At 36.6% G+C, this 26,210-nt stretch carries 23 protein-coding genes, 2 pseudogenes and 1 CRISPR repeat array; of the genes and pseudogenes, 21 read left to right on the top strand and 4 right to left on the bottom strand.

Features of this window, described 5'->3' with window-relative positions:
• Nucleotides 1–5 precede the first annotated feature (5 nt).
• The 7 genes from grpE (at nt 6) to CP367_RS08360 (ending at nt 9,468) form a co-directional block, all read left to right on the top strand.
• Nucleotides 6–590, top strand: a complete 585-nt coding sequence (grpE, locus tag CP367_RS08390) for a nucleotide exchange factor GrpE (protein ID WP_005719257.1) — start codon at nt 6–8, stop codon at nt 588–590.
• 16 nt (nt 591–606) lie between these two features.
• Nucleotides 607–2,460, top strand: coding sequence for a molecular chaperone DnaK (gene dnaK, locus CP367_RS08385; RefSeq protein WP_013086488.1), 1,854 nt, complete (start codon nt 607–609; stop codon nt 2,458–2,460).
• A gap of 82 nt (nt 2,461–2,542) precedes the next feature.
• Nucleotides 2,543–3,694: a molecular chaperone DnaJ gene (gene dnaJ, locus CP367_RS08380; RefSeq protein ID WP_005719254.1), complete on the top strand. Its 1,152-nt coding sequence runs from the start codon at nt 2,543–2,545 to the stop codon at nt 3,692–3,694.
• Nucleotides 3,695–3,911: 217 nt separating this feature from the next.
• On the top strand, nt 3,912–5,750 hold the full coding sequence (lepA, locus tag CP367_RS08375; RefSeq protein WP_023488776.1) for a translation elongation factor 4: 1,839 nt from the start codon (nt 3,912–3,914) through the stop codon (nt 5,748–5,750).
• A gap of 2 nt (nt 5,751–5,752) precedes the next feature.
• Entirely contained in the window at nt 5,753–6,439 is a 687-nt protein-coding gene (locus tag CP367_RS08370; RefSeq protein ID WP_068813264.1) for a class A sortase, read from the top strand.
• 123 nt (nt 6,440–6,562) lie between these two features.
• Nucleotides 6,563–8,836, top strand: coding sequence for a single-stranded-DNA-specific exonuclease RecJ (recJ, locus tag CP367_RS08365; RefSeq protein ID WP_089145793.1), 2,274 nt, complete (start codon nt 6,563–6,565; stop codon nt 8,834–8,836).
• 104 nt (nt 8,837–8,940) lie between these two features.
• Entirely contained in the window at nt 8,941–9,468 is a 528-nt protein-coding gene (locus CP367_RS08360) for an adenine phosphoribosyltransferase (protein WP_065989775.1), read from the top strand.
• Nucleotides 9,469–9,550: 82 nt separating this feature from the next.
• On the opposite strand, the pseudogene CP367_RS08355 reads toward CP367_RS08360, so the two are convergent.
• Nucleotides 9,551–10,342 (bottom strand): annotated as a pseudogene (locus tag CP367_RS08355) (ABC transporter substrate-binding protein); the annotation flags it as partial.
• A gap of 165 nt (nt 10,343–10,507) precedes the next feature.
• Between CP367_RS08355 and CP367_RS08350 the strand changes: the two are divergent.
• Together CP367_RS08350 and CP367_RS08345 are read left to right on the top strand one after the other, a co-directional pair.
• Complete coding sequence (locus tag CP367_RS08350; protein WP_089145791.1) at nt 10,508–10,747, top strand: hypothetical protein; 240 nt, start codon at nt 10,508–10,510, stop codon at nt 10,745–10,747.
• A 93-nt stretch (nt 10,748–10,840) separates the two neighbouring features.
• Nucleotides 10,841–12,092: direct repeats of the CRISPR family, unit length 28 nt; unit sequence GTATTCTCCACGTATGTGGAGGTGATCC.
• A gap of 289 nt (nt 12,093–12,381) precedes the next feature.
• A complete protein-coding gene (locus CP367_RS08345) occupies nt 12,382–13,701 on the top strand; it encodes an FAD-dependent oxidoreductase (RefSeq protein ID WP_089145804.1) in 1,320 nt (439 codons plus the stop codon).
• A gap of 44 nt (nt 13,702–13,745) precedes the next feature.
• On the opposite strand, the gene CP367_RS08340 is transcribed toward CP367_RS08345, so the two are convergent.
• Nucleotides 13,746–14,837, bottom strand: coding sequence for a DUF871 domain-containing protein (locus CP367_RS08340; RefSeq protein WP_065989786.1), 1,092 nt, complete (start codon nt 14,835–14,837; stop codon nt 13,746–13,748).
• Nucleotides 14,838–15,036: 199 nt separating this feature from the next.
• On the opposite strand from CP367_RS08340, the pseudogene CP367_RS08335 reads away from it, so the two are divergent.
• From CP367_RS08335 to CP367_RS11025, 3 genes and pseudogenes are all read left to right on the top strand, one after another.
• A pseudogene (locus CP367_RS08335) lies at nt 15,037–15,724 on the top strand (Bax inhibitor-1 family protein).
• 92 nt (nt 15,725–15,816) lie between these two features.
• Complete coding sequence (locus tag CP367_RS11030) at nt 15,817–15,990, top strand: hypothetical protein (protein ID WP_233186471.1); 174 nt, start codon at nt 15,817–15,819, stop codon at nt 15,988–15,990.
• A complete protein-coding gene (locus CP367_RS11025) occupies nt 15,954–16,088 on the top strand; it encodes an Ada metal-binding domain-containing protein (RefSeq protein WP_308197601.1) in 135 nt (44 codons plus the stop codon). The genes CP367_RS11030 and CP367_RS11025 overlap by 37 nt, the downstream gene beginning before the upstream one ends.
• Before the next feature lie 67 nt (nt 16,089–16,155).
• On the opposite strand, the gene CP367_RS08325 is transcribed toward CP367_RS11025, so the two are convergent.
• Entirely contained in the window at nt 16,156–18,429 is a 2,274-nt protein-coding gene (locus CP367_RS08325; RefSeq protein ID WP_089145790.1) for an HAD-IC family P-type ATPase, read from the bottom strand.
• Nucleotides 18,430–18,557: 128 nt separating this feature from the next.
• Between CP367_RS08325 and CP367_RS08320 the strand changes: the two genes are divergently transcribed.
• From CP367_RS08320 to CP367_RS08280, 9 genes are all read left to right on the top strand, one after another.
• Nucleotides 18,558–19,406 (top strand): LysR family transcriptional regulator, encoded by an 849-nt coding sequence (locus CP367_RS08320; protein WP_005723104.1) that lies wholly within the window; start codon nt 18,558–18,560, stop codon nt 19,404–19,406.
• 73 nt (nt 19,407–19,479) lie between these two features.
• Nucleotides 19,480–20,709, top strand: coding sequence for an arginine deiminase (gene arcA / locus CP367_RS08315; protein ID WP_089145789.1), 1,230 nt, complete (start codon nt 19,480–19,482; stop codon nt 20,707–20,709).
• 10 nt (nt 20,710–20,719) lie between these two features.
• Entirely contained in the window at nt 20,720–21,880 is a 1,161-nt protein-coding gene (locus tag CP367_RS08310; RefSeq protein ID WP_089145788.1) for a peptide transporter, read from the top strand.
• Between the two features lie 13 nt (nt 21,881–21,893).
• On the top strand, nt 21,894–22,430 hold the full coding sequence (gene citX, locus CP367_RS08305; protein WP_013086469.1) for a citrate lyase holo-[acyl-carrier protein] synthase: 537 nt from the start codon (nt 21,894–21,896) through the stop codon (nt 22,428–22,430).
• Nucleotides 22,431–22,545: 115 nt separating this feature from the next.
• Nucleotides 22,546–23,712 (top strand): enhanced intracellular survival protein Eis, encoded by a 1,167-nt coding sequence (gene eis, locus CP367_RS08300; protein ID WP_089145787.1) that lies wholly within the window; start codon nt 22,546–22,548, stop codon nt 23,710–23,712.
• Between the two features lie 15 nt (nt 23,713–23,727).
• The gene (locus CP367_RS10885; RefSeq protein WP_005719234.1) at nt 23,728–23,889 is read left to right on the top strand and encodes a hypothetical protein; all 162 of its coding nucleotides are present in this window, start codon (nt 23,728–23,730) and stop codon (nt 23,887–23,889) included.
• Nucleotides 23,879–24,496, top strand: a complete 618-nt coding sequence (locus tag CP367_RS08290) for a LysR family transcriptional regulator substrate-binding protein (RefSeq protein WP_089145786.1) — start codon at nt 23,879–23,881, stop codon at nt 24,494–24,496. Before CP367_RS10885 ends, CP367_RS08290 begins: the two co-directional genes overlap by 11 nt.
• A gap of 89 nt (nt 24,497–24,585) precedes the next feature.
• Nucleotides 24,586–25,134, top strand: a complete 549-nt coding sequence (locus tag CP367_RS08285) for a hypothetical protein (protein WP_005719232.1) — start codon at nt 24,586–24,588, stop codon at nt 25,132–25,134.
• 95 nt (nt 25,135–25,229) lie between these two features.
• Nucleotides 25,230–25,892 carry a putative quinol monooxygenase gene (locus CP367_RS08280; RefSeq protein ID WP_089145785.1) on the top strand — a complete coding sequence of 221 codons (663 nt, stop codon included), beginning with the start codon at nt 25,230–25,232 and terminating at the stop codon, nt 25,890–25,892.
• Between the two features lie 98 nt (nt 25,893–25,990).
• Here CP367_RS08280 and CP367_RS11135 read toward each other — a convergent pair whose 3' ends face one another.
• Nucleotides 25,991–26,119, bottom strand: coding sequence for a hypothetical protein (locus CP367_RS11135; protein ID WP_005719230.1), 129 nt, complete (start codon nt 26,117–26,119; stop codon nt 25,991–25,993).
• Between the last annotated feature and the right edge of the window lie 91 nt (nt 26,120–26,210).

Below are 26,210 nucleotides of genomic sequence, written 5' to 3'. Positions count from 1 at the left end.
TAGCCGTGAGTAAAGAAGAATTTCCAAGTGAAAAAAATCTAGAGCAAAAAGAAAAGACTTCTGAGCCTAAGGCTAAAAAAGAAGCCGATAAAGGTGAAGAAAAGAAGCAAGAAAAAAATAAACAAGATCAAAAATTAGCTAAAGAATTAGCTGATTTAAAAGATAAGAACAAGGATCTTGAAGATAAGTATTTGCGTAGTGAAGCAGAAATTCAAAATATGCAAAATCGCTACACTAAAGAACGTGCTCAATTAATTAAGTACGAATCTCAAAGCTTAGCGAAGGACATTTTGCCAGCAATGGATAATTTGGAAAGAGCCCTAAGCGTTGAGGCCGATGATGATGTGTCTAAGCAGTTAAAGAAGGGCGTGCAAATGACCCTGGATGCACTTGTGAAGGCAATGAAAGATCATGGTGTAGTTGAGATTGAGGCTGATGGCGTTAAATTTGATCCGACATTACATCAAGCTGTTCAAACAGTAGCAGCTGAGAATGATGATCAAAAAGATCACGTTGTTCAGGTTTTACAAAAAGGATATCAATATAAGGATAGAACACTAAGACCAGCAATGGTTGTAGTTGCTCAATAAGAGAGGAAGCTAATATATGTCAAAAGTTATTGGGATTGACCTTGGGACTACTAACTCAGCAGTTGCAGTTCTTGAAGGTAAAGAACCAAAGATTATCACTAATCCAGAAGGTAACCGGACTACTCCTTCAGTAGTTGCATTTAAAGATGGTGAAATTCAAGTCGGTGAGGTAGCAAAGCGTCAAGCTATTACCAACCCTAATACCATTGTTTCAATTAAGCGTCACATGGGTGAAGCTGATTATAAGGTTAAAGTTGGTGATAAGGAATATACACCACAAGAAATTTCAGCATTTATTTTACAATATATTAAGAAATTCTCAGAAGATTACTTGGGTGAAGAAGTTAAGGATGCTGTTATTACTGTTCCTGCTTACTTCAATGATGCTCAACGCCAAGCTACTAAGGACGCTGGTAAGATTGCTGGTTTGAATGTGCAAAGAATTATTAACGAACCAACTGCTTCAGCATTAGCCTTCGGTTTAAATAAAGACCAAGATGAAAAAGTCTTAGTATACGACCTTGGTGGTGGTACTTTTGATGTTTCTGTATTGCAATTAGGTGATGGTGTCTTTCAAGTATTGTCAACTAATGGTGATACTCATCTTGGTGGTGATGACTTTGATCACCGTATCATGGATTGGTTAATTAAGAACTTTAAGGATGAAAATGGTGTTGATTTGTCGAAGGACAAGATGGCAATGCAACGCTTAAAGGATGCTGCAGAAAAAGCAAAGAAGGACTTGTCAGGTGTATCAAGTACTCATATCTCACTTCCATTCATTTCTGCTGGCGAAGCTGGTCCATTACACCTTGAAGCAGATTTAACTCGTGCTAAGTTTGATGAATTAACTGCTGACTTGGTAGAAAAGACTAAGGTACCATTTGACAATGCATTGAAGGATGCAGGTCTTACTGTTAATGACATTGACAAGGTTATTTTAAATGGTGGTTCTACTCGTATTCCAGCTGTTCAAAAGGCAGTTAAGGAATGGGCTGGTAAGGAACCTGACCATTCAATTAACCCTGATGAAGCTGTAGCTATGGGTGCAGCAATTCAAGGTGGTGTTATCTCAGGTGATGTTAAGGATATTGTTTTACTTGATGTTACCCCATTGTCACTTGGTATTGAGACCATGGGTGGTGTCTTCACTAAGTTAATCGACAGAAACACTACTATTCCAACTTCAAAGAGTCAAATCTTCTCAACTGCAGCAGATAATCAACCAGCTGTAGATGTTCACGTATTGCAAGGTGAACGTCCAATGGCTGCAGACGACAAGACTCTTGGCCGCTTTGAATTAACTGATATTCCACCAGCACCACGTGGTGTTCCTCAAATTCAAGTTACCTTCGATATCGATAAGAACGGTATTGTAAATGTATCTGCTAAGGATATGGGTACTGGCAAGGAACAAAAGATTACTATTAAGAGTTCATCCGGTTTATCAGATGAAGAAATTAAACGTATGCAAAAGGATGCTGAAGAACACGCTGATGAAGATAAGAAGCGTAAGGAAGAAGCAGACCTTAGAAACGAAGTAGATCAATTAATCTTTACTACAGATAAGACTTTGAAAGATACTAAGGATAAGCTCTCTGATAGCGATCGTAAGCCAGTTGAAGATGCTCTTGAAGCTTTGAAGAAAGCTCAAAAGGATAACAACTTGGATGAAATGAAAGAAAAGAAAGATGCTTTATCCAAGGCTGCTCAAGACTTAGCTGTTAAGTTGTATCAACAAAATGGTGGTGCTGCTGGTCAAGCTGGTCCACAAGCAGGTCCTCAAGGCCCACAAGGTGGTAATTCAAATAATGGCAACAACGGTGATGCCCAAGATGGTGAATTCCACAAAGTAGATCCAAATAAGTAATGGGTTTATAATTAAACAAAAGGAGAAAAGAACTACCCATTGAGTAGTTCTTTTCTTTTGAGAATACAAGGAGTTCAAATAGATGGCACAAGAAGATTACTATAAAGTACTTGGCGTAGATCGTGACGCCAGTGATCAGGAAATAAGTAGGGCATATCGTAAATTAGCCAAAAAATATCACCCAGATTTAAACCATGAACCTGGAGCTGAAGAAAAGTATAAGCAGGTTAACGAAGCCTATGAGGTTTTGCACGATAAGCAAAAACGTGCGCAATATGATCAATTTGGTTCTGCTGGTGTAAATGGTCAAGGTGGCTTTGGTGGTGGAGCTGGTCAAGGCTTTGGCGGTGCCGGATTTGATACTTCTGGCTTTGGTGATTTTGGCGATATCTTTGGCGATATTTTTGGTCAAGGCCGTCAACAGAGGGTTGATCCAACTGCACCACAACGTGGCCAAGATTTGGATTATCAATTGACAATTGATTTTATGGATGCCATTAAGGGCAAAAAGACCCAGGTCAGCTATACTCGAAGCGAAACTTGTGAGACTTGTGGCGGTAATGGTTGTGAAAAAGGTACACATCCAATTACCTGTGATAAATGTCATGGAACTGGTTATATGACAATTACTCAACAATCAATGTTGGGCATGATCCGTCGTCAAACCACTTGTGACAAATGTCATGGTCGTGGTGTGATTATTGAGCATCCATGTAAAACCTGTGGCGGTAAAGGAACAGTTGACCGTAAGAATACTATTGAAGTGGATATTCCAGCGGGAATCGACAATGGTCAACAACTTAGATATCAAGGCCAAGGCGAAGCAGGTATAAATGGCGGACCATATGGTGATTTATATATTAACTATCGAATTAAACCATCTAAAGATTTTGAGCGTCGTGGCCAGACTATCTATACAGAAGTACCAATCTCATTTGCCCAGGCTACTTTAGGAGATGAAATTAACGTTAAGACTGTGCATGGTGATGTAAAGCTAACTATTCCAGCTGGTACGCAACCTAATAAGAAGTTTACTTTGCGTGGACAGGGTGTGCCATATCTTCGTGGTAATGGCAATGGTGATCAAATTACTACAGTTAATATTGTTATTCCAAAGCACATTAATGATAAGCAAAAGAAAGATTTGACCAACTTTGTTCATGATGGTGGTGGCAATATTACACCACAAGAAAAAGGATTTTTTGAACGCTTAAAAGATAAGTTTAATATGTAAATGCTAAAAAAGGTTTCTGCTAATTGCAACAGAAACCTTTTTTAAGATCAATTAATTTTTTGGTGATTTTTAGAGTTTTTCTTGGAAAATATTCAATGCTGAATTTTCAATTATTATTCTAAAAACTCTGCATTTTATTGAAAATTTACTATGCTACAATTTCATCATTTATTCTAGCTTTGCTATAATTAATACATAGTAAAGGGTGAACGATTTTATGGATTTAAAAAAATTAAAAGACTATCAAAAACACATTCGAAATTTTGCTATTGTGGCGCATATTGACCATGGTAAATCGACTATTGCTGACAGAATCTTAGAGTTAACTGATACAGTTAGTCAACGTCAGCTTAAAAATCAGATGTTAGATGATATGCCACTTGAACGTCAACGTGGTATTACCATTAAAATGAACTCAGTTGAAGTGAAATATCATGCTGAAGACGGTGAAGACTACATTTTCCACTTAATCGATACACCAGGACACGTTGACTTTTCATATGAGGTATCACGTTCTCTAGCTGCCTGTGAAGGTGCTTTAATGGTGGTTGATGCTTCTCAAGGTGTACAGGCTCAAACTTTGGCTAATACTTATTTGGCAATTGATGACGATTTGGCAATCTTGCCAGTAATTAACAAGATTGACTTACCATCTGCCGATGTTCCTAAGACTAAGGAAGAAATTGAAGAAATGTTAGGTTTGGATGCTTCAGAAGCTGCCGAAGTTTCAGGTAAAACCGGTCAAGGTATTAAGGACATGCTGGAAAAGGTAGTTAAAGATATTCCAGCTCCGTCTGGTGATATTGCTGCTCCATTAAAAGCATTGATTTTCGACTCTAAATATGATGATTATCGCGGAGTGGTAATGTCTGTCAAAATTGAAGATGGATCTGTTAAACCAGGCGATCGAATTCAAATTATGAATACTGGCAAGGAATATGAAGTTACCGAGGTTGGTGTTTCTAGTCCTCATCCAATTAAGAAGGATATTTTAATCGCAGGGGATGTAGGATATATTACTGCTAACATTAAGTCCGTTCGAGAAACACGTGTTGGTGACACAATTACTCAAGCTGATAATCCAACGGCTGAACCACTTCCAGGCTATCGTCAAATTCCACCGATGGTTTATTCTGGGATGTACCCAGTTGACAACCGTGATTATGAAGATTTGAAGGAAGCTTTACAAAAACTACAGCTGAATGATGCAGCTTTAGAATTTGAGCCTGAAACTTCAACAGCTTTAGGCTTTGGGTTTCGTTGTGGCTTCTTAGGCTTACTTCATATGGATGTTGTACAGGAAAGATTAGAGCAAGAATTTGACCTTGATCTAATCATGACAGCACCATCTGTTGATTATCATGCAATTATGAATGATGGAACAACCAAGGTGATTGATAATCCATCTGATTTGCCAGATGCTGGTGAATATAAGGAAGTTCAAGAACCTTATGTAAAAGCGGAAATTATGGTGCCAAATGATTTTGTTGGTCCAGTAATGGAGCTTTGTCAACGTAAGCGTGGTGAATTCGTTACCATGGATTACTTGGATAAGTACCGAGTTAATGTAATTTACAACATGCCATTAGCTGAAATTATTTTTGATTTCTTTGATGATTTGAAATCTTCGACTAAAGGTTATGCTTCACTTGATTATGAAATTACGGGTTATCGTGCTACTGATTTGGTTAAGATCGACATTTTGCTTAACAAGGAGCCAATTGATGCATTGAGTTTTATTGCTCACAGATCAGAAGCTCAAGATCGTGCCCGTCAAATGACTTCAATGCTAAAAAAACTAATTCCACGGCAAAACTTTGAAGTTGATATTCAGGGCGCAATTGGAGCTAAAATTATTTCTCGAGCTACAATTAAGCCATACCGAAAAGATGTTACCTGGAAAATTCATACTGGTGATCCAGATCGTCGGGCTAAGCTGCTTGAAAAACAGAAACGTGGTAAGAAGCGAATGAAAGCAGTTGGTAGAGTTGAAGTACCTCAAGATGCTTTCATGGCAGTCTTGAAGATGAACGATGATGACATCAAAGGTAAATAAAAATGGCTAAAAATAAAAAAAATAGTGTAAGTACAATTTTACTTAGAGTTGCTGCTATTATTTTATTGCTTGTTGGTATTGCTTTGATATTTAACAAACAGATCAGTGATCAATTAATTCATCATAATCAACAATCTACTTTAAGTGGAATAAATAGAACGACGATTGAAGAAAACAAAAAGAAAAAAGGAATGTATGATTTTAGTAAAGTTAAGTCTTTAGGCATTGCACAAGCAGCAAGATCACAAGTGAAAAAGACTTCTGGTGCGATTGGTGCGTTAGCTATTCCCGATGTTAATATGTATTTACCGATTATGTTGGGGATGAGTGATGATGCAATGTCGACTGGTGGCGGCACGATGCGAGCCGACCAAGTAATGGGTAAAGGAAATTATCCTCTTGCAGGTCACTACATGACAGCAAAAGGTATTCTTTTCTCACCACTTGAAGATGTTAAAAAAGGTGAGTTAGTTTATTTAACTAATCTTAACAAAGTATATGTCTATCGAATTTATATGAAAAAGATTGTTGATCCAACTGCGGTTTGGCTAGTCGATAATACTAAGAAGAATATTGTAACTTTGATTACTTGTGCTGATGGCGGTAAGAATCGTTGGGCAATTCGGGGTAATCTGATTAAAACCGAAAAGGCTAACAACAATAATCTTAAGGTTTTTAAATTAAAATAAAAATTTACAATCTTTAATCAGATTTAGATTTGCGATAAAATTATAAATAGATTTTGTAATAAAGACACTCAACAATGAGTGCCTTTTCGTTTTGATGAGAGAACATAAGGTGTTTGATAATTAATGAAATGGCAAGAAAGAATAGCTGATGAATTAGCACCAGACTTGATTGAGAAATATCAACTAGGTCCCATTGCAGCCAAACTTTTTGCATTGCGGGGTATTAATACAGACGAAAAACTTGATTTTTGGTTTAATGCAACAGAAGAAAATCTGGCTGATCCAGCGTTAATGCATGACATGGATAAGGCAATTAACCGAATTAATCAAGCAATTGATAGCGGCGAAAAGATTACAATTTATGGCGATTATGATGCTGATGGAATTACTGCAACGACTATTATGACTGAAACCCTAAGCATTTTGGGCGCTGATGTTCATTATTTTATTCCTAATCGCTTCAATGATGGGTATGGTCCTAATATGGACCGCTATCAAGATATTGTAGCTGATGGAACCAGATTGATTATCACTGTTGATAATGGTGTTACTGGGGTCGAGGAAGTCAAATATGCTCAAGAACATAATGTTGATGTAATCATTACAGATCATCATACTTTTCAAGAAAAGAAACCGGCAGCTTATGCTACTGTTCATTGTAATTATCCTGGCCAAAAATATCCTTTTGATGATTATTGTGGTGCCGGAGTAGCTTACACGATTTGTCGTGGTCTAATGCAGGATACTATGCCTGAGCTGCTAGATTTGGCTATGATCGGAACTATTGGCGATATGGTTAAGGTGACCGGAGAGGGGCATATTATCGTTAAGCGTGGTTTAGAGATGCTTAATCAGACAGATCGTCCTGGCTTGCGCGCTTTAATCAAAAATGCTGGTTTGACTTTAGGCAGTATTAATGAAACTGATGTCGGCTTTAATATTGCTCCTCGATTAAATGCTGTAGGCCGATTAGATAATGCCAACTTGGCAGTTGAGCTTTTGCTAAGTGATGATGACCTGGAGGCCCAAAAAATTGCAGATAAGATCGAAGAATTAAACAATAAACGGAAAGAATTAACCACCGAAGTCTATGACAAATGTATGACGTTAATTCATAAAAATAGCTGGCAAAAACAAAATACTTTGGTTTTATATGACCCTGAATTTCACGAAGGTGTGTTAGGTTTAGTAGCTAATAAGATCGTTGAAAAGACACATAAACCCACGATTATTTTGACTAAAAATGATGCAGGTGAGGTTAAAGGCTCAGGTAGGTCATTTGCTGGTTTCAACTTGTTTGATGCTTTAAATCCGATCAAGGATCAATATTTAACCAAATTTGGTGGCCATGATTTTGCCTGTGGTTTATCATTAGAAGAAAATCAGATTGCGCCATTACGGGAAAAATTTGAAGATGACTTTCATGTTGAAGGTGGTCTTGAGACTAAAAAATATGACATGGAATTGCCTATGCAGGGCTTAACTCCGCAGACACTAGCACAAATCAATCAAGTAGGTCCATTTGGGACAGGTGACACGCAGCCAATCTTTAGTATCTCTAATCCAACAATCACTCATTTCTTTAAAATGGGTAAAGATAAGAATCATGTCAAATTTACGGTTGCTAAAAAAGGCGGTAACTTATCAGTTGTTGGATTTAATAAAGGCTTTTTGAATAATAATCTTTTGCCGTTTATTTCTCAAATTTTTGTTCAATTATCATTAAATACTTATCGAAATCAAGTTTCTTTACAAGGAATCATGACCGGACTAGCTTTTGCTTCACCAAAATTGGCAGTGCCAACGCCAGTTGTTGACTTACGCCAAGAGAAATATGTTATGGGCTTCGCGGACCGCTACCTGTTATTTGATCAAAAAAATATTCCGATTGTTCGCAACCGACTACAGATCGATGAAGACAAGATCTCTTTAGTTAAAGATTATGATCAAACTGGTGAAACAGTTGCATTATTAGATGTGCCACGCAATCAGATTGAATTAAATGCTGCATTGGAGAAAGATTATCAACAAATCTATTTACGCTTTTTGCTTGATCAATTGCCTGTTGAACAAATTCCCGCTAAAAATTATTTTGGTGCTGTTTTAAAATATATTTATAGCCACCCTACGTTAAAGCCAGCAGATTACCGTACAGTTGCACCTTATTTGGGACTAGATTATGATAGTGTGCTTTTCATTTTACGAGTTTTCTTTGAATTAGGCTTTGTAAAATTGGATGAAGGTAAATTGGTAGGAGAGCCTTCTCCTAAAAAACAGCCGCTGACAGCTTCTAAATATTTAATGGGAACTTCTTCTCAGATTAAATTTGTTAATCAACTAAGAACTATGCCTAGTCAACGTTTGATTACATATATTAATAATTTGTCAAATAATTAGATAATTATCCTGTTTTCAGTGTTTTTATTGTTAAAATCTGGTAAAATATACTGGTCAAAAGTGTTTGAATACAAACACACAGAATTTGGGAGGTTTTGCTTCTTATGGCAGTTGATTTTAGTAAATATATTGCAAGTGTTCAGGATTTTCCTAACAAGGGCATTGTTTTCCGTGACATCACACCGATTTTGCAAGATGGTGAATTGTATCGTGCCGCTACTCATGAATTAGCAGAATATGCTAAGAGTAAGAAGGCAGATATAATTGTTGGACCTGAAGCTCGTGGTTTTATTGTAGGTTGTCCTGTAGCTACTGAATTAGGCTTAGGTTTTGTACCTGCAAGAAAGCCACATAAGTTACCAAGAGAAGTTGAACGTGCTTCCTATGACTTGGAATATGGCTCAAATAGTTTGGAAATGCATAAAGATGCAATTAAGCCGGGTCAAAGAGTGGTTCTGTGTGATGACTTGATGGCTACTGCTGGTACCTTAAGAGCTTCTAAAGAATTAATCGAAAATCTTGGTGGTAAGCTTGTAGGTGCTGCGTTCTATATTGAATTACCGGATTTACATGGTAGAGAAAAGTTGCCAGATGTTGATATTTACAGTTTGGTTAAGTATCACGGCGCTTAAAATAGAATAATAAAAAGAGGGAATTAAATCGATCTGATTTAGTTCCCTCTTTTATTTGAGCAAGTTGATATTATATTAAGAATTATTTTTTAACAAAGCCGGCGTCATACCAGACATTACTATTGTATTTAACTGACCAGCCAGTGACATTTGCATTAACGGCGGTCAATTCATAACTATTAGAGATTGGTGCGAAATAGGCTTGATCATGCATCCATCTTTGCCATTTTTTGAAGGCTTGAACTCTGTAGTTAGGATCGAAGGCCTTTTGGCTGTCGATATCGTTTAATAGTTTATTATTGGTTTTAGAAGCAAACCGGGCAAAATTCAATTGCGAACTTTGACCATAGAGACTATTTGGTGAAGCATCTTCTAAGCCCCAGGCACCCTCAAGTACATCAATTCTAGGGTCTGCGGCTTTAACTGCTTGAACCCAAAAATTGAATTCCATTGGTCGACCGCCTAAAAAACGTACATTCAAGCCGACCTTCTTCCATTGTTGAATATAATTGGACCAGATAGATTCCGCGTTTGGTGACGATGCGCGAACTGCTAAGTTAATTGTTAATGGTTTACCATTAGGCTGACTACGGAATTTGGCACCTTTTTGATATTTATATCCAGCTTGATCTAGCAATTGTTTTGCTTTTTTAAGATTATATGGATAACCAGGAATACTTCCATCATGAAATTTACCGTATTGTTCTGGAATTAAAGTGTCAACTCGGAAATTAAGATCATGATAGAAGCGGTGGTTGATCATATCAATATTCATGGCTGATAACATTGCTCTTCTTAAAGCTAGGTTATTCATCTTGCTGTGCTTATTCTCAACATTTTTGCCTAATTTACTATCCCAACGGTCGACGCGAAAAGCACTATTGAGTGATAAGAAGTTTGATCAAGCTGTTTTTTATCTGATGGATAATTTGAATTTATTAAAACAATCATTAAGCGCTGATATGGATTATAGTCAATTATTTGAAAAACTGCGAAAGTTAAATAAAAAATTAAAGGTATTTCTAAGCCTTTTCATTATATGCCTAAAAAAACACGTACTATCAATCAGGGAAGGAGAGCAATTAATGCCATAATTAGCAATATTATTGGTGCTGATTGTAAAAAATTACAAAATTTGCAAGATGAACAAATCTTTCAGATGTATCTTGAAGCTAAGCTGCTAAATCAAAATTGGATGAAGCTTAACGATGATCGGGGAGTTAGTCAACGAATCAGAAAAAGAGAATCTTATTTTATTCAATTAACTTTGAATATCTAATTACATAAATTTTGAAAAGTGAGTCTTCTTAAAAGTGATTGAAAATGTTATGATTTGAATTAAGGATCATTGATATAGCGGGATTTGTTTAGTGTATTCTCCACGTATGTGGAGGTGATCCCAAAAAGACTGGTCGAATTGAGCCGTCTAAAAAGTATTCTCCACGTATGTGGAGGTGATCCCAATAGCTATCTTTTTATCAGAGTTAAGATCTAGTATTCTCCACGTATGTGGAGGTGATCCTCACCTTTCATTTGTTCTGCAGTTACTTGAATTGGTATTCTCCACGTATGTGGAGGTGATCCTAATCAATCTTTTATCATCGGATAAATCTGCTAAGTATTCTCCACGTATGTGGAGGTGATCCTACGTTGGTATGGTCGCTACATGGAAGACAGCTAGTATTCTCCACGTATGTGGAGGTGATCCCGGTCGAATTCGTGGCATGACTGATGAACTTGAGTATTCTCCACGTATGTGGAGGTGATCCTAGTGACTTGCCATTTGATTAAAAGAAAGAGTGGTATTCTCCACGTATGTGGAGGTGATCCTTAGGTGCCGCACTACTTATGGTTGGTGGTGCTGTATTCTCCACGTATGTGGAGGTGATCCTAATTCATTTTGTGCCTGCTTTCTATCGGCAAAGTATTCTCCACGTATGTGGAGGTGATCCTAATCTGTTGAAGAATAGCAATGCTTTATTTGAGTATTCTCCACGTATGTGGAGGTGATCCTAATATTTTACAAAGATGGGGTTCTGATTGGTGGTATTCTCCACGTATGTGGAGGTGATCCCTAGTACTGCTTTTATAAATAGAAAACTGAATGGTATTCTCCACGTATGTGGAGGTGATCCTAAAAATGTGATTCTTGCTACAGGATCAGCGTGGTATTCTCCACGTATGTGGAGGTGATCCTCACGATTAACAAGGCTATGGGCGATGGTGGGGTGTATTCTCCACGTATGTGGAGGTGATCCTAGTCGTTTGATCAGTAACACCGTCACTGTTGAGTATTCTCCACGTATGTGGAGGTGATCCTATTGAAGAAACACAAATTGCAGATAAAGCAGAGTATTCTCCACGTATGTGGAGGTGATCCTGCGCCTAAGTTTTGACCACGAAATACGTTGTTGTATTCTCCACGTATGTGGAGGTGATCCCTCATGAGTTTCACCATATCGATTAATTAAGCGGTATTCTCCACGTATGTGGAGGTGATCCTGTTGGTGCATTAATGGAAGATGCATATTTAGAGTATTCTCCACGTATGTGGAGGTGATCCCAAGGCTGTCAATATCACCGTTCCAACGTGGCTGTATTCTCCACGTACGTGGAGGCATCTTACTCTTGTATCAAGGGATTTCTCTAAAAATAAAAAAATAGATAATCGATTAACTTAATCATTCTAAAAATCGTGCTTGATCTAACTTCCAAACATCGTTATACTAAAGAAAGTGTTGCATCGAGAATCCTTATTCACGATGCCCGATCAACAGAAATTTTAGCAAACCTCTTAAAGGCGACTCGCTTTTAGGAGGTTTTGTTTTTTTATTGCCAAACAAAAAAGATGACAAAAATGCTGTAATCATTCACAATAGGGAACAACAAATTGTTGAATTAGAGGATTTAATTATGAAAACAGTAAAGAATATTATTATCGGCTTTGGTAAAGGCGGCAAAACGCTAGCTAAATTTTTAGCGAAAAAGGGCGAAGAAGTCCTAGTCATTGAAAAATCTAATCAAATGTATGGTGGTACTTGCATTAATATTGCTTGTCTGCCATCTAAACGCTTAATTATCGAAGCGGGTAATGGCGTGGATTTCGTAGATGCAGTTAATGGTAAAAACAAAATGACTTCAATGTTACGCGGGAAGAATTACCATATGCTAGCAGATGAGAAAACAGTGACTGTGCTTGATGGTACTGCTAAGTTTACAGGAGACCATGAAGTTGCTGTAACTTTAACAAATGGTCAAGTAGAAGAATACCGCGGTGAGCGAATTTTTATTAACACTGGAGCAGTTCCAGTGATGTTGCCGATTCCCGGTCTGGCAGAAAGTAGTGCTATTCTTGATTCAACTGCTGCTATGGCCCAAGCTGAATTACCTAAGAAGTTGGTCATTATTGGTGCTGGCTATATTGGCTTAGAATTTGCCTCAATGTTTGCAGAATATGGTTCAGAAGTAACCGTATTGGACTTGCACGATAATTTTTTGCCACGTGAAGATGATGATATTGCGGCTGAAATTAAGCGTGATCTGGAACTTAATGGCGTAAAATTTGAATTAGGTGTAAAGATTACTAAAGTTGATGACCATACTATTTATTATGAGAAAAATGGCGAGTCTTTAACAATAACTGCTGATCGAATTTTAGTTGCTACTGGTAGAAAGCCAAATACTGAGAATCTCGGCTTAAAGAATACTAAGATTAAGCTAACTGAACGTGGTGCAATTGTAGTTGACGATTATTTAAAGACTAATGTCAAAAATGTTTGGGCAATTGGAGACGTTAAAGGCGGCTTGCAATTTACCTATATTTCGCTTGATGATTTTCGAATTATTAAGGACCAATTATATGGGGATGCCCAAAGGAAAGTAAGTGATCGAATTAATGTGCCATATAGTGTGTTTATTACGCCAGCTTTATCTCGAGTTGGCCTAAATGAAAAAGAAGCAAAGGCACAGAAAGTTGAATATGAATTGAAAAAGTTGCCGGTAGCTGCAATTCCTAAAGCACAAGTACTGAAAGGCCCACGTGGTTTATTTAAGGCTCTAATTAATCCAGCTAATAACCAGATTTTAGGTGTAACTTTATATGGCGCTGAATCATATGAATTAATTAATCAAATCAGTTTGGCTATGAAAATGAAAATACCAGCACATGTTTTGCGGGATCAAATTTATACGCACCCAACGATGAGTGAAAGTTTTAACGATTTATTCAAGTAAAAAAACAGCTCGTGTCTACAAAATAGTAGATCACGAGCTGTTTTTTACTTACTGGTTAATTTAAATTTAGACCATGGTTTAATGAAGTCGAGCAAGAATAATTCATCTGAACTAATAGAACCAACTTTATTCATGCGCGGTTCTTTATGCGGTTCAAGGACAATTTGTAATTCATTTTTATAATGACCAAAATTATCATTGCCAATAATAACGTCACCGCGTTGAAATTCTACTTCGTTATCATGGATAGGATTAGGAATATCTTTATAGGTAACTCGCGGCATAGTTGAACGAATAACCGCCTTAGTTAGGTCACCTCGGCGGAAGTGTTGTGGCTTTTCAACTATTGTTTTTTCAATTTCGTTAATGTCAGATACATAATTTACGTGTAATTTTAACTGATAGCGATTTACTTCAGAGAGTGCTTTAAGTTCCGCTTCACTAGCATAGGCGTTGCCAATAATTACATCATCAATCATATTTGAAGCAAATAAATGCATTGCTTTTACTTCGATTGGTAAATCGCGGTCTTCTTCTAAAGTAGGGAGGCCATCTTCAACATTCCAAGGACCAACTTTGCCAACTTGACTAGAGACAAAAGCAGCAGAGTGAATGCCCAAATTTTTAAAACGTGTACTACAATCTAAGAAGAAATCATAAGGTAGAGCCGTGCCGCGCTGTGGATAAAAATTATGGCAGCCATAGATGAAAGGTTGGTTGGCTTGATAAGATAAAATATTGTTGAGGTAGTCAGCATTATTACTCATGTTAAGTTCAATAATTAGGCCATAAGGATTGTATGAAAGCATGGCCTCTGTTGCACCGTCAAAAGCTTCATCAAGCCGAATACCAGCTGCACCGATATCTGCAAAAAATTTCAGATCTGAATAATCAATTTCTAATTTCTTAAAGAGCTGAGGTGATACATCAAGAAAAGTTTGGTAGCCTAATTTATTGCCGTAGTCAATAATCTTCTTATATTTAGCTGGAGTTTCTTCAGGGCTACCTTGTACCTCAAGCATACTCATAAAAATACGAGTAAAGCCGTATTTATGACCTAGTTCTAAGTATTTCGTATTATCTTCAAAGTTGGTATGATCTGGATAAATGGACAGACCAAGTGATCTCATTGTCATAAAAGTACCTCTTTCTTATTAATATGTCTATACCAATTAGATCAAGCTTAGCATTATAGGTCTAGTCCAAAGCAAGAAAAGCAGTGAAATAATACGCTCAAAATATAGTATGCTGATAGCAATTCGTCTCGTTACTTTTTCAGTAAACCAGGTGTTATATTAGGTGTACAGAGTATGTTTAAAAAGAGGGAAAATCAAGATGGAAAATTGTGATCAAGAGTCTGAGCGACGACAAGTGGATGCACTTGGGTTAAATCTTTTTTTGAGTAGAATATATGGCCTTGGCGGTTTTTATTTCAGCTACCAGTGCTTATCTAACAATGACGGTTTTTGCTAGATCATTTGCTAGCTTTATTGCGGCTCATCAATGGGAAGTGTGGCTTTTAATTTTACTGCCAATTGCTTTGACTTTTATTATTAGTTTTAGAGCAACGCGTAATCCCGTCGCGAGTTTTGCCTTACTGATGATAACCGCAATTGTTTATGACGTTACTTTTGCTTTTCTTGCCGAGGCTTATAGCGGACACAATGTTGCTTTGGCTACTGTTTTTGTCATTATGGCAATTATCGGAACTGTAACTAAAAAAGACCTGAGTCGAATTGGTTCTTATGCTTCCGCTGCTTTAATCGGCTTAATTGTAGCAATGGTAATTAATTTGTTTTTACATAATCCTATAATTGATTATATTTTTTCAACTATTGCGGTCATTATTTTTACTATATTGACGGCATAGGATGCTCAGCGCATGAAGAATATTTATTTACGCTATGGTGATGATATTTCAACTAATGGACTAGCAGTGCTGGGTGCACTGCAGTTATATCTTGACTTTGTTAACTTGTTTTTACAATTTCTAGATATTTTTAGCGCAAGTGAAAGTAATTAAAATTTGACTTTATGTTAATTCAAATGAAATAAGCACAATCTAATATATAAGCGTATGCTACGAAGATATAGTTATTATTAGGAAGGTTTTTAATGAAAAAATGCAAAAATTTGTTGATGGCAATTGTTGCATTATTAACGTTAGTTGGGGAAATTAGTGTTATACCTGCGAATCTACAGAATACATCTTATCGTAAAAAAGAAGGCGTAAGCAACATGACAGGACTAAAATTGTTGGTAATAAGCGATCAAAAATATTTCATGTAATGCGTGGACATAATTACCGAATGAATCGCGAAAATGCAATTTTCTTTAAGAGCAAAGCAGCGGCTCGTGCGGCGGGATATCGTGAGTCAAAAAGGTAAACGAAAAGCACTTCCAAGAATGTAATTTCTTAGAAGCGCTTTTTTAATGCAAAATTGAATTAATAATTTATCTGTTTTTCATCACCGGTTGGTAAACTAAATCGATCACTACAGCAGCAATTAGTGCGACTAAAACGGTGATTGCTAGATTTTGAATAGAAATTTGGACCATTGCCCAACCACAAAGAGCTAAGATAAAGGTCAATAGAACATCTGCAATTTGAACACTACCAACCAACTTGGATGGGTAATCTTGCCAAAAGTACTTACGAGTTCTAGTAATCAAAACAATCAACATTGCGCTAAGAACTAGGTATACGTAAACCATAGTAGAAACAGCACCGTGACTCCAACCGTGTGTGTTTAAGAACCAAACAAACCCAATACCAATTAAAGTCCAACCAGCAGCTAGTGAAAAGGCGATCTTAGCAAGCTTAGCCATATTCCAGTTTTCTGGCTTATAAGTAATGTGAGTCCGGTCCGTCCCAATCATCATCGTAACCATATTGTTCATAATGGTATAGATAACCATTGCATTCAAGGCCATTGGGATGTAGTCAAAGAAAAGATAGCCAAAAGTTAACAGCATCGTTAATTCAGCAGTTCTAGCAAGCTTGGTTAGTGACCAAGTAGTCATTCTTTGGTATACGCGATGTCCAGCGTCTAAAATTTTAACAATTGAGCCTAGACCATCGTCTAGTAATACCATTTTACCCGAACGCTTAGCTACGTCAGCAGCATTTGAAACCGCGATTCCTACTTCAGCTTGTTTTAATGCAGGTGCGTCGTTAACTCCGTCACCAGTCATCCCTACGATATAGCCTTTTTCTTGGAAAAGCTTTACCATCTTGAGTTTATCTTCTGGTAAAACATCAGCAATACCGGCCAAATCATTAATATCAGTATTTTCATTGAAATCGTGAATCGAAATTACTTCACCAGTTAAATCAACTTGTTCTGCCACTGCAGCAGCGGTCTTTTGATTGTCACCAGTTAACATAATTGGGCGAACGCCACGTTTCTTGAGTTCAGCCAAAGCTGCTTTAGAGTCTGTTCTAACTTTATCTTGTAAGATGAAGACACCAGCTAACTTATCGTCAATCAAGACTGCCACTGAGCGTCCTGCCTTGAAATTAATTCCAGAAATTTCTTCATCGGCATGTTTATCGATCAAGGATAATTGCTTAAATGAACCAAGCTTTACATTATGTCCAGCAACATCAGCCATAGAATAACCAGTGTCAGAAGTAAATGGAGTAAAGTTTTCAGCATTCATGACTGGAATGTTATTTTCTACTAAGTATTCATCGATTGCTGTATCGATAATACCAGCATTACGTTTATCAGTTGCGGCTCCAGCTAAAGCAAGCACGTCTTTATCAGGCAAGTCACTTAGATCAGTCCAAGCGGCTACGGCAGTTTTGTTTTCCGTAATTGTTCCAGTCTTATCAAGTAAAAGCAAGTTCAAGTTAGCTGCGTCCTGAATTCCAGTTAGGTCAGAAGTCAGGACTCCTTCTTTACTTAAGCGGGTTGCTTCAAATGAGTTGGATAAAGCAAAAGTTGATGGCATTGCTACAGGAATTGAAGCAATAAACATCATTGCCAGGAATGGCAACATATTAATAAAGGTATTGAAATTACCGCCTTTGAAGAAGGAGGCGATAATAATAACTAAGGTTAAAACACCATCTAGTAAGCAAAGGTAGTAGATAATCTTAGTCAAAAGTTGTTGTAAGTGACCAGGAGCAGCGGAATTGTTGATCAAATTAATCGTCTTACCGCTTCTAGAATCTTTACCTGTAGCAGTAACAACAGCTAGGCCATCACCTTCAACAACTGTAGTACCGGCAAAGGCAGTGTCATCAATGGCTTTCTTAACTGGTTTAGATTCACCTGTAATTGAGCTTTCATCACAAGCTACGTTACCGTCAACGATTTTAACATCTGCTGCGAGTACGTCCCCGCGTTTAAGTGAGATTAAATCGCCTTTAACTAGTTGTTTAGAATCAAGTTTGATCCACTTGCCATCGCGTTCAACTGACACAGTAGGAGTCAACTTGTGTGAAATATTATTTAAAACTCGTCTTGATTGCTTTTTCTTAGATGCACCGTTAAATGCAGCAAATAAAAGCATCAACAACACGAATAATGATTGGACCCATTTGCCCAAGATACATTCTAGAATTAAAGCAGCTTCTAGAATCCAAGCGGATAGGTTCCATAACTTAGACAAGAACTCTTTAAAGAAATTGTATTCAGGCTCTGGTACTTCATTTAAGCCATCTTCTTTTAAGCGCTTGTCTGCTTCGGCTTGAGTTAAGCCGTGAAATTTATCAGACATTATTTTCCCTCCAAATCTACCTTAATAAGGTAGCACAGATATTGCTATGAATAAAATACTAAAATACAATATAAGATATTAAATATTTTAATATCACTATCAATTGAAATAAAAAAAGGATAAATAATATGAATCTAAAACAGTTACGTTATTTTCTAGTTGTAGCAGAAGAAAAGCAGATTACAGCAGCTGCTAAGCGCTTGTATATTGCACAGCCACCATTAAGCTATCAATTAAAACAATTAGAGAAAGAGTTGGGCGCGCAATTATTTAAAAGAACGGCACATGGTATTGAGCTAACTGATGTGGGACAAATTTTTCAAAGCTATGCCAATGAAATTATTTCTCTAGCTCAAAATGCTGAAAACCAAGTACATAAGACTATTTCCGGTGAATTGGGAACGATTGCAATTGGAATGGCATCTTCCTCAACGGGCTTGATACCAATGAATTCTTTTAATGAATTACGAAAATATTATCCGGAAATTTCTTTTGATATTTATGAAGATAATACTTATGGCATCCTGGATAAATTAGAAAAAAAGACAATCGATCTAGGCATTGTACGAACGCCTTACAACCAGACAGGTTTAAATACTAAGACTTTAACAACTGAAAAAATGATGGCTATTAGTGTAGACCCAGATTTTCAGCAAAAAAAAGAATTACGCATTAAAGATCTAGCAGATCAGCCATTGATTATTTATCGCCGCTTTGAGGATATTTTTAATCAAACTTTTGCACATCATGGGCTTAAGCCATTTTATGCGGTTAAGTGTGATGATTCACGGACAGCAATTACTTGGGCCAAGAGAAAAATGGGAGTAGCGCTAGTACCAGAATCAATTGCGACAACTTATGCCCAAGAAAATATGATCGCAATTAAACATGCTAATTGGATAACACATTTGCAGCTGGTTTGGCGTAAAGATCATCAAGTTACACCTTTAATGAAAAAAATCATTGCTGCAATATGATAATACTGTAACTTTTGCCTAATTGATCCATAATAAATGTAAACGGATACAATGATTAATAGAAGGTGGTTGAATGTCGAGTCCGATTCATGTTTATTCAGAAATTGGTAAGTTAAAAACGGTGATGTTACATCGACCGGGAAAAGAACTAGAAAATCTAGCCCCAGATATTTTGCATCGAATGTTAATTGACGATATTCCTTATCTGAAGATTGCCCAAGAAGAACATGATGCTTTTGCGCATGTATTGAGGCAGCAGGGGATCAAAGTATTATATCTTGAGGATTTATTAGCAGAATCTTTAACAGATGAGAAAGTTCGTCGGGCATTCTTAGATCAGTTACTGGATGAATCAAGTATTAAAAAACAGGATCCTTTGCATCAATTATTGCTGAACTATCTCCAAGAATTGCCAACTAAGGAAATGGTAAAAACGGTGATTGCTGGAATTAGAAAAAGTGCGATTCATAATTCTACCCCATCTTTAGCAGATTTGGCTGAAGACCCAGATTACCCTTTTTATCTTGATCCAATGCCAAATGTATATTTTACTCGAGATCAACAGGCTGCAATTGGTTCAGGGATGACCATTAACCGGATGACTTTCAGAGCTAGACGACGTGAATCATTATTTATGGAAACAATTTTGAAAAATCATCCTGATTTCAAGAACGCAACTATTCCAGTTTGGCGTGACCGTTATCATCATGGTCGCCTTGAGGGCGGGGATGAACTAGTTCTAAATAACCATGTGTTAGCTGTAGGTATTTCACAACGCACTTCTGCAACTGCAATTACTGACTTAGCTCATAATTTATTTGGTCATTCAAGTTATGATACGATTTTAGCGATTAAGATTCCGCACAATCATGCTATGATGCACCTTGATACAGTTTTTACAATGATTAATTATGATCAATTTACGGTTCATCCCTTTATTTTAGATAAAGCCGGCAAAATTGATATTTATGTTCTACAGCCCGATGATCACAACGGTGTAAAAATTACAGAAAAGAATGATTTGGTGCAGGTTTTGAAAGAAAACTTGCATTTAAGCGAATTGGATTTAATTCCAACTGGCGGTGGTGATCCAATTGCCGCACCACGTGAGCAATGGAATGACGGCTCAAATACCTTGGCAATTGCACCAGGTGAAATCGTTACTTATGATCGTAATTATGTATCCAATGATTTGCTAAGAAAACATGGCATCATCGTTCATGAGATTCGGTCTAGTGAACTCTCACGTGGTCGTGGCGGTCCTAGATGTATGTCGTGTCCGTTGATTCGTGAAGATTTATAAGAGGCAAAAAATGAAATATTTACAAAATGTTTTTCAAGGTAGAAGTTTTCTCGATTGTAAAGACTATACTCCAGCTGAAATTTCATATTTAATTGATTTTGCATCACATTTAAAAGAACTTAAAAAAGAGCATATCCCACATGAATATCTGAAAGGTAAAAATATTGCACTACTTTTTGAAAAAGCCTCAACTAGGACGCAATCTGCTTTTGTAGTAGCTTGTAATGATTTAGGTGCTCATCCAGAATATCTAGGCGCAAGCGAGATCCACTTAGGTAAAAAAGAAAGCGTCAAGGATACGGCTAAAGTCCTAGGCTCAATGTTAGGTGTTAATGTACATATTGTTACACCCAAGCCTTTGTTTACACATCCTGATGTACAAAAAATTGCTCAAAATTTTGCCCAAGATTCAGGTTCAAAAAATTTGATCACAGATGATATTGCTCAGGGCGTTAAAGGAGCCAATGTTGTTTATACCGATGTTTGGGTTTCGATGGGTGAAAATGATTGGTCTGAACGAATTAAATTATTAAAGCCATATACGGTCACAATGAAAATGATGCAAATGACTGGTACACCAGATGACCAATTGATCTTTATGCATTGTTTGCCAGCTTTTCATGATCGAACAACTCAGGTGGGAGAAGAAATCTATGAAAAATATGGCTTAAATGAGATGGAAGTAACTGATGAGGTCTTTAATTCAAAGTATGCTTGGCAATTTACAGAAGCTGAAAATCGATTGCATTCAATTAAAGCAGTGATGGCGGCTACTTTAGGAAATTTATTTATTCCGATTGCCTGTGGCGGTGGTGGCATCCCTGTTATTGTGAAAGATGGGCATCTCAGAGGTGTTGCCGGCGTAATTGATAAAGATTTTTCCGCTGCTAAAATGGCAGAAGATATCAACGCTGATGAATTAGTAATTCTAACAACGGTGGATCATGCATTTTTGAATTATGGCAAAGAAAATCAACAAGCAATTGGTAAAATAAAAGTTGAACAGCTCAAACAATATCTAGCAGCAGGTTATTTCGCAGCTGGGAGTATGAAGCCTAAGATAGAAGCTGCAATTGAATTTGTAGAAAAAACAGGTAATTTAGCAATTATCACCTCTTTGAGCAATGCCAACAAACTAGCAGACGGAGTCGGCACAATCGTTTATAATTAACAGGGTGATAAAAATGAATATTTTTAATGAAGGAAAAAAGCAGGATATTGCCCAAGTTTTAGCAGCTAAAGATAGGCGAGTAGCTGTACAACATAAGATTTTTAATAAGTATCCTAATCAAACTCTAGTCGACATTAAGATGAATATCCCAGGACCAATCAAGAATAATCGCTATTTAACTAAAATGTTTATGTTTGGTATCAATGAGCTGGAAAATGCTTGGACTAACCTAGGTTATCATTTTAAATTGGTGACACAGCTTAATGATGATAGTGGCTGTGAAAACTTCTATGTATTATCTTTGTCAATTGAAAAAGTAAAGCGCTCAACAATTGATTTTGAAGATCAGACATCATTGGGACGTCTCTTTGATGCAGACGTGTTGGTAAAAAATAAACAAGCTGCAATTTCACGCAGAGATTTGGGCAGGCAGCCACGTAAGTGCTTTTTATGTGATCGTCCTGCTAAAGAATGTGCTCGCAGCCGGAGACATTCAGTGGAACAGATGCAGGCATTTATCTCTCAGCTTTATCAAGAATATGTTGCGTAAAATAAACCGGGATTTTATGATTCCGGTTTATTTTTATGAAAAATCTAGTTAAAAATTAAAAAAATGAACTAAAATAGTAATGAATAAATTTATAGATGTACGTATAGGAATAAGCATGAAATTAAAGAAAAATAAGAATAATTTAAAGCAAATTACGGCATTAATTCAATATGCATTTTTGAAAAATAATGATTTGACTAAAGATGAAAATTTTATGAGTCGTTATGATCATAGTACAGGTTATGGCTATTTTGATAAGGAAAAATTAGCTAGCTATATTATGGTTAATCGATTTAAAAGTGATGTTTTTGGGCATCATTTACCAATGGCTGGAATAGGTTATGTAGCTTCATATCCTGAGTATCGTGGCCAAGGTCATATTTCCCAATTAATGAAAGAAATTTTGCATGACTTACATAGGCAAGATATTCCGTTTGCTAACCTGGCACCATTTTCGGAGAGCTTTTATCGCCAGTACGGGTTTAGCAATAGTATTTATCAAAAAGAATATCGCTTTGATGGAAGCGCATTGCGCAGTTTTAAATTACCACGTTCTGGTCATATAGTGCGTGGCAAGTGGGACAATTTAGCTGTTCAAAATGGTGTGATTCAACTTTATGAACGTCAACTGCATACTGATGATGAACGTAACACGGTTATACGTGAGGCATGGTGGTGGAATAGACTTGATTCTTATTATCATCACCGCAATGTAGCCGTTTATTTTGACGCGGATGAGCGGCCAATTAGTTACTTGATTTATCGCATTAGAGACAATACTTTTTTAGCTGATGAAATGTACGCAATTACGCCGCAGGGATTACTGAGTATGTTTGGTTTTATGGGTTCGCACGCGGGCAGTGTTAAGCAATTTAAAATGAGCGTACCAGAGAAATCGTTACGAGCTGAACTTTTTCCTGAACAAAACGAACTCCAAGTTGATTTGCGTCCTTATATGATGAGTCGAATTATTGATTTTGAAAAAGTTTTGGCTTGTATGCGGCCAATGCAAGAAGGTGATTTTAATCTGGAAGTCAATAGCGATGAACAGTGTCCTTGGAATATTGGAGTTTGGCAATTAAGTAATCATGGACGTAAGGTAGCGGTAGAACGTAAGGAAGATGCATTGGTTGATTTTTCGGGATCAATTACCGCGTGGACCCAGGTGCTATTAGGTAGACTAACCATGAATGCTGCTGTTAAACTAGGATTAATTACAGATTACCGCATCAAAAAATTAGATTTCGTTAAAGGCGATGTATCATTTTATGATTATTTTTAGTTGTGAGGTTAAAAAATGAGTAAAGAAAAGAAACTCAATTTAATAAAATTATTTGGCATTGTAGTTAGTGGTTTGAATTTGATCTTTTTTGCCTTGATGGCACTTAATAAGCATGAAGATACTAAGGATAAAAGAAGAGTAGCAGAAGAAGGACACGCACCGCTGGATGAAAAATAAAATGACGGAATTAAAGATTGCATATTTTGACCAATTAGGTCGTAAGGAATTAGATCAGGCAGTGCAGCATTTTGTGTTAAAACATCCTAATGTAGATGTAAAACTACTTGCGACTAGTCATGATGGTGCTTTTGCAAAATTGAATGAAGATGAAGCAGACATAGCAATCAATGATTTGCGTGACGAGAATCTTAACTTTGATGAAACAGAATTGACTCAAGCTGGTGTAATGGCAATTTTGCCCAAGGGAATGTATCCTAATGACATTCAAATGATTGAAAAAGACGAGCTCAATGATATGACTTGTTTTATTGTGGCTAAACCTGAAGAAGAGGTTAGTGAGCTACATTTATTTAAAGATTTGTATCAAATTGGCAGTCAATTCATCGCTTCTAACTCGGTTGAAGAAGCAGCACTGTTGGTCGCCTCTGGGTCTGGCTATTTTATTTTAAATGAGAATACGGCTAGGTTAATTAATACTGCAGATTTGCAGCCACTTTTCTTGCTTGATCATGGTCAGTTAATAAAGCAAAAGATAATGGCTTTTTATAAGTCAAATTCAGCGTTAAGTAGTGAGTTTATAAAGCTATTGCAGCAAGAATATTAATCTGTAAAGTTAAAAATATCTTGTCTAAGTACTATAAGATACTGTAAAATATATTATGAAAGCGGATTCATATATTTTACATTCTGGAGATGATTTTTATGCTAAAAAGAACTTTGTTACCTTTAACATCAATGGTACTTGTTTTAGGATTAACTGGTTTGGCTAGTCAAGTTGAGACTGTTGATGCTTCAACTTATGGTAATGGTGTACAGGTTACTATTCCAAAAAAGATGCAGGGTACTTGGTACTCTTATGATCGTAATGCACATAATGGCACAAAGATCACCTTTACTGAACATACTGTTAATGGCAAACCAATATTTACCCAGGAGGCTTCGACAATTAGTGATTACTTCAATGGTAGAATTGCTAACCAGAAGAACTTTGATAAGGTAACGCAAAACTGGATGTCTGGTAAAACTACCAAAATGAAGAATGATACATTCTATGAGATTGATCCGTGGATTACTTTTGAAAATTGGAGTCTTTATCGAGTGGTACCACAAACCATTAATGGTAAAAAGCATAACGTGCTGGTTTATTCTAGTAGATATGATGGTGGTAACTACTTCAGAAGCAAGAAATTAGCTAAAAAAATGAAGGACTACAAGTTTAAGAAAGTTAATTACACGTTATAGTTTTGTGACATCCCTTAACTAAGGGATGTTTTTTACTAATAGACGCGGTAAAATTTAGTATAATAGTGACAAAATTAATTCTTGGAGGAGAAGTTATGAAATTAAAACAAACACCAATTTTGCGTTTATATAAACTAGAAACTAATAAAGAGGATCATGCAAAGTTCGTTAAAGCAGGGCAACATAATATGCTTACTTCTCAAGAAAACGAACCAGGCACATTGTTTATGCAGACAAGTCATGACGAAGAAACTACTAATTTTGTAGTAGAATGCTATCAAGACGAAGCAAGTTATGATACTCATGCTAATTCAAAGCAATTTAAGAATTTTACTGACGTTGCTAAAGATATTTTAACTAGTCGAGTAAAGGTAGAATTGTTTCCGGAATTTATTTCTACAAAGGCAGAAAAACTAGCAGTTACCGGATCAAATGATTATGTTATTTATCTGACTGAAATTGGTGTTTCTTTAGGTAAGGGCGATGAGTTTGCTCATGCTGTAATGAAAGAAATGAAAACGGCAGTCGAAGAAGAAAAAGATATTTTGGCAATGATTGCAGGAACTGTTGCCGATCAACCAAATGAATGGTTAGCTATTGAAGTTTATCGTAATAATGAAGCTTACAAGCAGCACTTGGAAACTAAGAACTTCAAAGAGTATTTGAAAAATACAAAATATTGTGTTGAAAGTAAGAGTTTACGTAAGTTGCAACCAGATGTAATTGTTGACCAAGGTGCAATTTTCTACCAACCATAAAGAATAAGACGAAAAGAAGACCAGGCTATGTGGAGTACATAACCTGGTCTTTCTAGTTAGAGGGGAAAAAGATTTATTAACATATATTATTCTGGTTTTTAGTGGCGATGTTTTACCTTTGCTACTGCTGGTTTATTAATTAATACTGAGCTGATGGCCATTAAACCAAGCGTTAAAAATGATCCACCAATTAAGAGTAGTTTAATCAAGGTTCTCATTCCTTTCATCTTAATTGATCTTATAATAGCGAAATAATATTAAGAATTTATATGTAAAACCTAATGGATTAGTTAAGAAACTAAGTGTATAATTTTTTGC

The organism is Lactobacillus sp. UMNPBX16, from assembly GCF_002553775.1.
GTDB classification, from domain to species: Bacteria; Bacillota; Bacilli; order Lactobacillales; family Lactobacillaceae; genus Lactobacillus; species Lactobacillus crispatus.
This window is presented reverse-complemented; position numbering and strand designations above follow the sequence as displayed.